At 42.6% G+C, this 11,623-nt stretch carries 7 protein-coding genes; 6 read left to right on the forward strand and 1 reads right to left on the reverse strand.

Annotated elements, in window-relative coordinates:
- Nucleotides 1-115: 115 nt before the first annotated feature.
- Nucleotides 116-565 (reverse strand): response regulator, encoded by a 450-nt coding sequence (locus tag BJP37_RS00995; protein ID WP_075895778.1) that lies wholly within the window; start codon nucleotides 563-565, stop codon nucleotides 116-118.
- A gap of 614 nt (nucleotides 566-1,179) precedes the next feature.
- Between BJP37_RS00995 and uvrB the strand changes: the two genes are divergently transcribed.
- The 6 genes from uvrB (at nucleotide 1,180) to BJP37_RS38150 (ending at nucleotide 11,278) form a co-directional block, all read left to right on the forward strand.
- On the forward strand, nucleotides 1,180-3,180 hold the full coding sequence (uvrB, locus tag BJP37_RS01000) for an excinuclease ABC subunit UvrB (RefSeq protein ID WP_075895780.1): 2,001 nt from the start codon (nucleotides 1,180-1,182) through the stop codon (nucleotides 3,178-3,180).
- A 95-nt stretch (nucleotides 3,181-3,275) separates the two neighbouring features.
- The gene (locus BJP37_RS38145; protein ID WP_158069340.1) at nucleotides 3,276-3,419 is read left to right on the forward strand and encodes a hypothetical protein; all 144 of its coding nucleotides are present in this window, start codon (nucleotides 3,276-3,278) and stop codon (nucleotides 3,417-3,419) included.
- A gap of 374 nt (nucleotides 3,420-3,793) precedes the next feature.
- A complete protein-coding gene (locus tag BJP37_RS01005; protein ID WP_075895782.1) occupies nucleotides 3,794-8,590 on the forward strand; it encodes a CHAT domain-containing protein in 4,797 nt (1,598 codons plus the stop codon).
- 194 nt (nucleotides 8,591-8,784) lie between these two features.
- Nucleotides 8,785-10,182 (forward strand): RNA-guided endonuclease InsQ/TnpB family protein, encoded by a 1,398-nt coding sequence (locus BJP37_RS01010; protein ID WP_075905634.1) that lies wholly within the window; start codon nucleotides 8,785-8,787, stop codon nucleotides 10,180-10,182.
- 59 nt (nucleotides 10,183-10,241) lie between these two features.
- Nucleotides 10,242-10,721 (forward strand): MEKHLA domain-containing protein, encoded by a 480-nt coding sequence (locus BJP37_RS01015; RefSeq protein WP_075895784.1) that lies wholly within the window; start codon nucleotides 10,242-10,244, stop codon nucleotides 10,719-10,721.
- 329 nt (nucleotides 10,722-11,050) lie between these two features.
- Nucleotides 11,051-11,278 carry a hypothetical protein gene (locus tag BJP37_RS38150; protein WP_158069341.1) on the forward strand — a complete coding sequence of 76 codons (228 nt, stop codon included), beginning with the start codon at nucleotides 11,051-11,053 and terminating at the stop codon, nucleotides 11,276-11,278.
- The last annotated feature ends 345 nt before the right edge of the window (nucleotides 11,279-11,623 follow it).

Here is an 11,623-nt window from a genome sequence, read left to right on the forward strand (position 1 = left end):
CAATAACTTCAGCCGTTCCTTCTCACAGCCACTTTTTTTGGTGCAAGATCTGAGCATTACCTATTACCTATTACCTATTCCCAGATACAAACGCTATAGCATGAATTGGCAATGGTTAATTTTTGGGTGGCAGTTTAACAATACTTAGCCAGAAGTTTTCAATTGACTTCAATACTTTGACAAACTGCTCTAATTCAAAGGGCTTAGTGACGTAGGCATTGGCGTTTAGCTTGTAGCTTGTGAGGATGTCCTGGTCAGAATCTGAGGAAGTGAGAATAATCACTGGAATCAGACTCAATTTTGGATCAGATTTAATCTGTGCTAACACTTCACGACCATCCATCACTGGTAGATTCAAATCCAGCAAAATTACGTCGGGACGGGGTGCCTTAGTATAAGGGGACTCTCGACGTAGAAATGCCATAGCTTCCTTACCATTGGTAAACGTCTCGATATTATTGCGAATATTGCTATTGTTTAAAGTAGCTTTAGTTAGATCTAAGTCACCAGGATTGTCTTCGACTAACAATATTTCAATACGCTGAATAGCATTTCTATAGTTCATAATTGCTAGTTTTTTATGTTGATATTAAATCAAGAAAAGTTTCTGGAGTTTATACTTGTTTTTTTTGAATACATACAAGTTTTGATGAATTGGGGGGTTGTAAGGGATAATCGGTAATAATTATATGCATGTCAATTACCGATTAATCATTACAAAAATCAACAATTACTCAAATAATAAAAGGAAGTATCGATATAATATATGATTATTATTTCATCATTATAATGAGATATTAATTTATTTAATAAAAACTTAACTATTAGTTGAATAAAAAAAGCTTATCTGATTGAGCAAAAGATGAAAATGCTCTCCCATTAAAGATGGGAGAGTCGATGGTAAATGATAAATGGTGATGGCTATAAAATTGGTAGAATTACCCGTTACTCATTAGCCATTACCTATTATCATTTATCCGTAACGATAACCCTTTAAGGGATTAGCAGTTAAGCAGATAATTGTCATCCTCCCCTCCGGATTTTCGCCAAGTCTTAAAACTATCTATTGACTTTGGAAAATAATCTATCTATCAGTACCTATAAATTTACAGAAATTATGATGAAATTATAGATAGTATTTTTACGGATTTTTTTTTAGCTGTGCCAGAAGCGTCTAAGATGCTATTTAACCTCGAAGCCCCTTTTCAAGCAACAGGGGACCAACCCCAAGCTATTTCCCAACTCACCACTTACCTCAAGGCTGGCAACCGTATCCAAACTCTACTGGGTGCTACGGGGACAGGTAAGACTTTCGCCGTGGCATCGGTAATTGAAAAAGTTGGCAAACCTACCCTAGTACTTGCCCACAACAAAACCTTGGCTGCCCAGTTATGTAACGAATTGCGGGGGTTTTTTCCCCATAATGCGGTGGAGTATTTCATTTCCTACTATGATTACTACCAGCCAGAAGCTTATATCCCGGTCACTGACACGTACATCGAGAAAACCGCGTCAATTAATGATGAAATTGATATGCTGAGGCACTCAGCTACGCGATCGCTTTTTGAACGGCGGGATGTAATTGTGGTGGCTTCCATTAGCTGTATCTATGGCTTGGGTATCCCCTCAGAATACTTAAAAGCTTCGATTCCTCTGCGGGTAAATACCGAAGTTGACCAACGCCAACTCTTACGGGATTTAGTCTCAGTACAGTATTCCCGGAATGATTTAGAATTAGGACGCGGACGGTTCCGGGTGAAGGGGGATGTATTAGAAATTGGTCCGGCTTATGAAGACCGAATTATTCGGGTAGAATTCTTCGGAGATGAAATTGATGCTATTCACTACGTTGACCCAGTTACCGGTGGGATTTTCCAAAGTGTAGAGGGCGTAAATATTTACCCTGCTCGTCACTTTGTTACTCCCGATGAACGGTTGGAAGAAGCTTGTAATGCTATTAAGGTAGAGCTTGAGGAACGTTTGGCTCAATTGGAGCAAGCTGGGAACTTGTTAGAAGCCCAACGGTTGGAACAGCGTACCCGCTATGATTTGGAAATGTTGCTCGAAATTGGTTACTGCAATGGTGTGGAAAACTATTCTCGTCACTTGGCTGGACGCCAGCTTGGGGAACCACCAGAGTGTTTGATTGATTATTTTCCCGAAGATTGGCTTTTGGTAGTGGATGAATCCCATGTTACGGTGCCGCAAATTCGGGGAATGTACAATGGCGATCGCGCTCGAAAGCAAGTGTTGATTGACCATGGCTTTCGCTTACCTAGTGCAGCAGATAATCGACCCCTGAAGGCAGAGGAATTCTGGGCAAAGGTGAATCAGTGTATTTTTGTCTCTGCTACTCCTGGGGATTGGGAGATGGAACAATCTCAAGGACGAGTTGTGGAACAGATCATTCGTCCTACCGGAGTGCTTGACCCAGAAATCTTTGTCCGTCCTACAGCAGGTCAAGTAGATGATTTGTTGGCTGAGATTAAGCAGCGGGTGGATTGTCAGGAAAGGGTGCTGGTAACAACCTTAACCAAGCGCATGGCTGAGGATTTGACAGACTATCTGCAAGAACGGGATATTCGAGTAAGCTACTTACACTCGGATATTAACTCTATTGAACGGATTGAAATCTTGCAGGCGTTGCGCCAGGGTGAATTTGATGTATTGGTTGGAGTTAACTTATTGCGAGAAGGGTTGGATTTGCCAGAAGTCTCTCTGGTAGCAATTTTGGATGCCGATAAGGAAGGGTTCCTCAGGGCAGAGCGATCGCTTATTCAAACTATAGGCAGAGCAGCACGTCATGTCCGAGGGCAAGCCATTATGTATGCTGATACCTTTACAAAAAGCATGAGAAAAGCGATTGATGAGACTAATCGCCGTCGTAAGATTCAAATTGAGTATAATATAAAAAATAACATCATACCACAGCCGATTCGCAAAACCGCAAACAACCCGATTTTGACATTTTTGGATGTCTCCCGACGGTTGAATTCCCAACAGTTGGAAGCGGTGTTTGAACAGGTAGATGATGTACCTTTGGAGAAGATTCCGGAGTTGATTAATCAGTTAGAAGAACAGATGAAGGAAGCAGCAAAGACCTTGGAATTTGAAACGGCAGCAAAGTTACGCGATCGCATTAAGCAGCTGCGGGATAAACTGCTAGGTAATCCAAGTTAACTAAGATTTTTTACACTAACAGGAGTGGGAGGAATTATTGGTTTAGGGCATGCTCGGGATGTTGAGAACAGGGGCACCGTGGAGAGATTTGCCCTATGCCTAAGGCGTTCATACTCAACAGGACTATAGCTGACCTGCCACCCCCTCAGATCGATCATGACAAAGGGCGATGCTCGGTACAAGCCGCTACGCGAACGCTTTTTTGTCTCGATCCCACTCTCGGTGTCATTGGCTATTGAGGCAAGCAGACACGCCCTAGAGTCTGTGGTTACAGTCCATTCTCTAAAGTTAACTATGTAAAGTTAATTATGTAAAGTTTTGTAACAAAAACCAAAACTCTGCATAAAAGGGAGGCATTAGCCCTGATAAATACATTGTTTAAAGGAAACTGAGATGATCGATATTTCTCTAAAATTAAATAAAGTGTCCTCATCCCAAGGGGGATTTCTCCCAAAGAATGAAGCAATAGAGCTTTGATACCAAATCTGCTCTAGTAGCCCCCTGTTCAATCTAGGTCTACTTTGTTCAAAAGGGTGTATTCTACCGAGATTCCCTATGAATTCCATAACTTATGAGACTAACATTGAGCTGTCTTCACCTGTTGAGCCAGATCATGGATCAGGGAAGATCGGCAGCAACTAAGTTTTGCCTGCTTGTTTGTTCTTCAACCTATTTGACCTATTGCCCGTTGCCAACCCCTGTGCAGGCGCAACCGATAGTTGAAGCCAACGATGGTACTGGTACTGTTGTCAACCCTGAGGGTAACCAATTCAACATTGATGGCGGTCAGCTGTCGGGAGATGGCGCAAATCTCTTTCACAGCTTCCAGAAATTTGGTCTGAGTGAAGGTCAGATTGCCAATTTTCTCTCTAATCCTAATATCCAAAATATCCTAGGGCGAGTCACTGGTGGTGATGCTTCTGTAATTAATGGCTTAATCCAGGTTACAGGGGGTAATTCCAATTTATTCCTGATTAACCCCGCCGGGATTGTCTTTGGTGCTGGTGCCAGCATCAATTTACCTGCTTCTTTTACCGCCACCACTGCTACTAGTATTGGTTTTGATGGCGTGTGGTTTAACGCCATTGGTAGCAATGACTATGCTTCTTTGGTAGGCAAGCCCAATACTTTTGATTTTGCTGTTTCCCAACCAGGTGGGATCATCAATTTAGCTGATTTAGCAGTTAAAGAGGGGCAGAATTTAACCTTAGTAGGTGGTACTGTTGTCAGTAATGGCACTCTTACTGCATCTGGTGGTCAAGTTACTATTGAGGCTGTGCCTGGAAAAAATTTACTCCGTATTTCCCAGCCAGGTAATATTCTGAGTTTAGAAGTTTCCCCCTCTGCCACTGTTCCCTTAAATCCCCTTTCCCTACCGGAACTGCTGACAGTTGGCGGCGGTGATGCTACAGGAATTGAGGTAAATCGTGAGGGTACAGTACAACTGATCGGTTCTGGTATCCAGGTGGAAGATGGTGATGTAGTAGTGCAGGATATCAGTGCTGGTCAGCAAGTAGTTATTGAAGCAGACGGTAATATTCGGACAGCATCAGTTACCTCGGATGGTGGAAGAATTTTCCTCAATAGTAGGGAAGGAGAGATTGATACTAGTAGTGGCACACTGGATTCAACGGCGGTAAGTGGTGATAGTGGAAATATTGACCTGAAAGCAGAAGGTAATATCACTACCGGGAGTCTCAATGCTTCCAGTAATAATGGTGATGGTGGTGATATTACTGGCGTTAGCGATAGAGGAAGTATTGATACTAGTGCTGGGGTAGTTGATTCTTCCTCTGTCGAAGGTAAAGGAGGAGAGGTTCAATTATTCGCTACCGAGGGAAGTATTAATGCTGGTGATGTGGTGGTGCAGGATATCAGCGCTGGTAAGCAAGTAGTTATTGAAGCAAAAGGTAATATTCGGACAGGATCAGTTACCTCGGATGGTGGAAGAATTTTCCTCAATAGTAGAGAAGGAGAGATTGATACTAGTAGTGGCACACTGGATTCAACGGCGGTAAGTGGTGATAGTGGAAATATTGACCTGAAAGCAGAAGGTAATATCACTACCGGGAGTCTCAATGCTTCCAGTAATAATGGTGATGGTGGTGATATTACTGCCGTTAGCGATAGAGGAAGTATTGATACTAGTGCTGGGGTAGTTGATTCTTCCTCTGTGGAAGGTAAAGGAGGAGAGGTTCAATTATTCGCTACCGAGGGAAGTATTAATGCTGGCGATGTGGTGGTGCAGGATATCAGCGCTGGTAAGCAAGTAGTTATTCAAGCAAAAGGTAATATTCGGACAGCATCAGTTACCTCGGATGGTGGAAGAATTTTCCTCAATAGTAGGGAAGGAGAGATTGATACTAGTAGTGGCACACTGGATTCAACGGCGGTAAGTGGTGATAGTGGAAATATTGACCTGAAAGCAGAAGGTAATATCACTACCGGGAGTCTCAATGCTTCCAGTAATAATGGTGATGGTGGTGATATTACTGCTGTTAGCGATACAGGAAATATTGATACTAGTGCTGGGGTAGTTGATTCTTCCTCTGTGGAAGGTAAAGGAGGAGAGGTTCAATTATTCGCTACAGAGGGAAGTATTAATGCTGGTGATATAAATGCTGCTAGTAGCAATGGTGAGAGTGGCAATGTTACTCTTGTTGCTGGTAGTGACATCAGTAAAGGAAATGTTACTGCTACTTCTACTATTATTTCCATTCTAGATTTCAGAAACCAGAATTCTACTATAAAAAGTTCAGAATCTCCAGTCTCACCAATACCTGAACCTCCACCTTTTTTAGATCTAGATCCACCCACGATTGAACCTCCTTCAGTCATCGTCTCAGAGCCATTACCACCGCTACCACCAGCAAATATAGGTATTCCACCACTACCACCACCAGAACCTCCAACACAAGAAGAGCCAGTTTTTCAACCAGTACCACCGCCAGAACCTCCAACAACATCAGATTTAGGTATTCCACCACGACCACCACTACCACCGCCAGAACCTCCAAAACCGGTAATTCCTGCACCTATAAATCCTGTAAATCCTTCAAATCCTTCCCCAACAACACCATCACCAAGGTCAGACAATCAAAACTCTGCCTTGCCAACCCAGGTTAATCGATCAGATTTGGCGGTCAATCAGAGCAAGAGGTCAAACAAGACTCCAGCAATTGAACTAGAACGACTGACAATCCTGGTACTGGAAATTACAGAGTGTCTGGCAGAAGAAGAATTGCTCAGACATCCTCAAGTATTTTCCCTACAAGTTGCTGCAAAAAATTACAATAAAGCTGCCGAATGCTATCATAAAAACTTAGAATTTGCACGAAAATTTGGCGATAAATTGCGAGAAGTAAAAGCTTTGCATAACCTCGGAGTAACTCACTATAGATTGGGAGACTATGGCAAAGCTATAGACTATCATAAGCAGCATTTTAATCTTGCCCAATCAGACCCAAACTTAAGAAGAAAACCACAAGCTTTTAGTGGTTTAGGAGCAGCTTATGGCGCAATAGGAAACTATGACAAAGCTATTGAATACTATAAACAGGGTCTAGAACTAGTAAACTCAACCGATGAGTCTGAGATGGCAAGGAATATAGTAAGCAATCTCGGATTAGCTTACTACGCTAAGAAGGAATATACCAAAGCACTTGAATACAAAGAAAAAAGTTTAGCGATCGCTAAAACATCCGATAACCTACCTGGAAAGGCAAGAGCATTATCTAATTTGAGCTTGGTCTACTATACCCTGACCGACTATAACCAAGCAATTGAATACTCTCAGCAGAGTTTAGTGATCGCACAAAAACTGCAAGATAACTATGGAGAGTTAGTAGCCCTAGAAAATTTGGGAATAATTTACCATGCTCTAGAAGACTACAACCAAGCAGTAAACTACCAACGCCAGAGTTTAGAAATTGCCAAGCAACTAGGTGATCGCCACGCCGAGGGACGTGCTTTAAGCAACTTAGGTGATGCTCTCTATCAAGCCGGAAATCCTCAAGAAGCAAATGAGGCTCTCTTTGCTGCCATTGAAATTTGGGAGTCTTTGCGGTCAAACTTAGGCAGCAATGACCTTGAGAGAGTATCAATATTTGAAACTCATGAAACAACTTATAGCACTTTACAAGAGTATTTAGTAGAACGAAAACAATTCAATCAAGCCCTAGAAATTACTGAAAGAGGACGAGCAAGAGCCTTTGTTGAACTATTAGCGAGAGGTTTATCAGAGTCTGAACCAAACCTCAAAAATCACAAACCGATTGCTCCTCCGAACATCAAACAAATTAAAAAAATTACTGAAAAACAAAACTCGACAATAGTTTTATACTCGATTATCAAAGAAGTTGTCGAAGCCCAAGGTGTGCGGCAACTTCAAGACAAAGAGCTTTACATTTGGGTAATTAAACCTACAGGTAAAATCGCTTTTCGTCAGGTTGATTTAACTAATCTGGATACATCTCTTGACAAATTGGTTGGTATCACTCGTAAATCGATTTTTTTAAGAAGAAGCCCATCCCTAGTTGATTTAGTTCCCAGAGAAAGATTGACTAAAACAGAGAGAGCTGGTCAAACTGAACGATTAAAACAACTGCATCAACTGCTCATTGAACCAATTGCGGAACTCTTACCTACTAATCCCGAAGCTCGTGTAACCTTTATTCCCCACGAATCTTTGTTTCTAGTACCTTTCCCAGCACTACAAGACGCTTCTGGTCAATACCTGATCGAAAAACATACTATGCTCACTGCTCCCTCGATTCAGGTGCTGGATTTAACTAACCAGCAACGGCAACTGGTTTCTGGAGAAGAGATGCTAGTAATTGGTAATCCCACTATGCCTCAAGGTTTGCCCCCTCTTCCTGGAACAGAAACAGAAGCGCTAGCGATCGCTGAGATGTTCAATACTCAAGCCCTGATTGGCAATCAAGCCACTAAGGCAGCAGTAGTTGAGCAAATGTCAAAGGCAAAGATCATACATCTAGCTACTCACGGCTTACTCAATGACTTCCAGAGATTAGGTTTACCAGGAGCGATCGCCCTTGCTCCGACTAAAACAGATAAAGGTTTTCTCAGTGCCAGTGAAATACTCGACCTCAAGCTTAGAGCTGAGTTAGTAGTTTTAAGCGCTTGCAACACTGGTAGAGGTAGAGTTACCAGTGATGGCGTGATTGGATTATCCCGTTCTTTAGTTGCTGCTGGTGTACCCAGTGTGGTTGTTTCCCTCTGGAAAGTACCTGATGACTCCACAGCTGACCTGATGACTGAATTCTATCGCCAGCTACAACAAACACCTGACAAAGCAGTTGCTCTGCGTCAAGCGATGCTTACGACTCTTAAACAGTACCCAAATCCAGTGGAATGGGCGGCTTTTACCCTGATTGGGGAAGCGGAGTAATCAAGCAGTTGCAGGAGTTCAGCTGGAACCGCATTCCTCTCACGCTCCCCTATCGGATGAGACGTGAGAGGAATGCGGGCATAAGTAAATCATAAAAGCTTTTTATGGGAGTAAACACAGATGCTGAAACTTTTCGGAAAGATTGTTATTATCTATATATATGAAAGCGCAATAAAAGCCAAGAGGTGATTGTTATACTGCTCAACTACCAATACCGAGCTGATCCAACTACTCAACAAAAATTACAACTAAACGATTGGCTACGAATTTGTCGTTACTGGTATAACTGGCAGTTAGGCGATCGCTGGCGGTGGTGGAATGAAAACCGTACTGGTGTTAATTCTTGTCCGTTGATTACTTACCTCCCAGAGCTTAGAGATAATCCCAGTTACTTTAGTCAAAAAAAGCTTCTGCCAATCTGGAAAAAAGATTTGGTAACAGTTGTCCACTCATGGGAATTGCTGGACTTTACCCGAATTCCGGCAAATACTTTACAGGACGTATGTAAAAGAGCAGACCTAGCTTTCAATCGATTCATCAAGGGCGATAAAACGGGTACTCGTAGCGGAAAACCTCGATTCAAAAATCAAGCTAGATACAGAACTTTAAAAATAGAAGGTAAAGGCTCTTTTACTGTAGCCAGAATCGAGAATAAATGGATATGGCTGAAGATAACAAAGCTCAAAGGGTGGGTTAAAGTCCGACTCCATCGTCCGTTACCTGACGGGTTTAAACTCAAAAATATCCTAATAACCAAAAAAGCCGATGGTTGGTACACGACCTTATGTTTAGAGGATCCTACAGTCCCAACTTTTAAACCAGAAAGTGTTACTCCTACTTGGAATAATACCATGGGATTGGATGCAGTCCTGTACGGAGATGATTATCTGGCGACATCTGAAAATACTAAGCTACCCTCACTTAAGTCTTACCGCAAAAATCAGGCTGTTATCAAAAAGGTAGAAACCAAAAAGAATGCCAGAAAAAAAGGGAGTAAAGCTCGGAGGAAGCTGCAATCGCGTGAAGGGAGAATACATCAACGGATCGCTAGGAGCCGAAAGGATCATGCCTATAAAACAGCTCATATCCTGGTTAGAACCGGAAAAAAAGTTTTCTATTATGAAAATTTGAACCTTTCTGGTTTAAAGAAACGAAATAAACCCAAGCCAGATACTAATGGTGGATATTTGCCTAATGGACAGTCCGCAAAATCGGGATTAAACAAGTCTTGGTCGGATGCAGGGTTTGGACAGTTCTTTGAGATACTGGCCTACATAGCTGGAAAAGCTGGAGCAGTAACGAAAAAGTGTAACCCTGTCTATACCTCTCAACTGTTGAGCTATCGAGACGAGTTTGTATTTACTGACTGCTCTATCCGCGAGTATTGGGATGAGCAAGAAATGCTGATGGTCGATCGCGATATCAATGCCGCAATCAACCTAAAACGAGTGGGGCTGGGCGTGTTCCCCACTATAAAACGGCGTAGAGGGAATCCTGTTGTTGATAGTTCTCTAACTAATAGTACCTTGAAGCAAGTTCTAGTAGCTCTAAGGAGTGCTAGAAGCCTACACTCACCCGTTAGGAGAGTGTAGGAGCGTCACGATTACTATAGTTTCCTAAGGGTGATAAATCTTTGCAAAATAATAAACCGATGAACACTGAGCTCCAATTTCCTTGGCAACAAGACCCAGTAATTCGCCAGAGCGAACGTCTAATCAATAGCTTTCATCATTGGACAGGGCATTCTCTAATCGATACCAGTGGCTTACCTATCGAAATTGCACAGGCACTATTTGAAGCTCCCTTTACGGTCCTCTCTCACAACACTGAATCAGACCCGATTTACAACTATGGCAATCGGAAAGCTTTGGAATTGTGGGAAATGGATTGGAACCAATTGACTCAGATGCCTTCGAGATATTCAGCTGAGCCGATGGAAAGGGAGGAGCGCTTACACCTGCTTAACCAAGTCACAACCCAGGGCTATATTAGCAACTATCAAGGTGTCCGTATTTCTAGCACTGGTAAACGGTTCCAGATTTCAGATGTTATCGTCTGGAATCTCATTGATGAGGAAAATAACTATTGTGGTCAAGGGGCTACGTTTTCCCAGTGGATACCGCTTAATTGACGATGTCGCGCACTTAAATTCTCTATTTTTTGTCTATTTTTGAGAAAGGGGGAAAACTTCAAAGTTTTCTCCCTTTTTCCTGAGCGCCCCTGCCCCCTTGCCGATTCAATCAAAGAAATCATTTGTAGCATTAATAGTGCTAATTCATAGTGCTAATTCATAGTGCTAATTCATAGTGCTAATTCAGATAAGATGCCTCATAGCTTACTTCCCCTTCTTGCAGTCTCCTCCCCCACTTCGGGTCTCTTCCCCATCTCCATCAATCATCCCCCTACAAGTCTAGCGTTTTTCATAGCTATGAGGTACACATAATTTTTTCCCTGTGCCCTGTGCCCTGTGCCCTGTTCCCTGTTTCCTGTGCCCTGTGCCCTGTTCCCTGTTCCCTGTTCCCTGTTCTCTGTTCCCTGTTTCCTGTTTCCTGTTTCCTGTGCCCTGTGCCCTGTGCCCTGTTTCCTGTTCCCTGTTCCCTAAAACCGAGTAATCTGTACCTCACCCAATTGAAAACCGCTAGACAACGCCGTTATTTGGGTCGGATTAGCCGGGAACTCTATATGTAACTGGCCTCACAGAAGTCCATATTGTTCAATGATTCTAACCCATAATGATTACAGCTCCAGGCTATCCCATCACTGAGTCAATCGAATCTAGCACTAGAACCCTACTTGGTATTGCCTATTGGTGCCATGGATGATTTAGCCAAGTCTTACCTAAAGACCTTCCTCATCTTGATCACTCATCAAACCGAAAGCCATATTGGGAATGAAAACTATGATAAAAGCCAGGCTTGTCGGCCAAACTAGATTCCCCAAACCATTGGTTTGGACAGTGGTTTTTATCTGCATTTTACCTGAGGGGGCGACGAAATAAGCTAAAATGCAGATTCTATAAGCAACCTAGCCCTT

Source organism: Moorena bouillonii PNG, from assembly GCF_001942495.1.
Classification (GTDB): domain Bacteria; phylum Cyanobacteriota; class Cyanobacteriia; order Cyanobacteriales; family Coleofasciculaceae; genus Moorena; species Moorena bouillonii.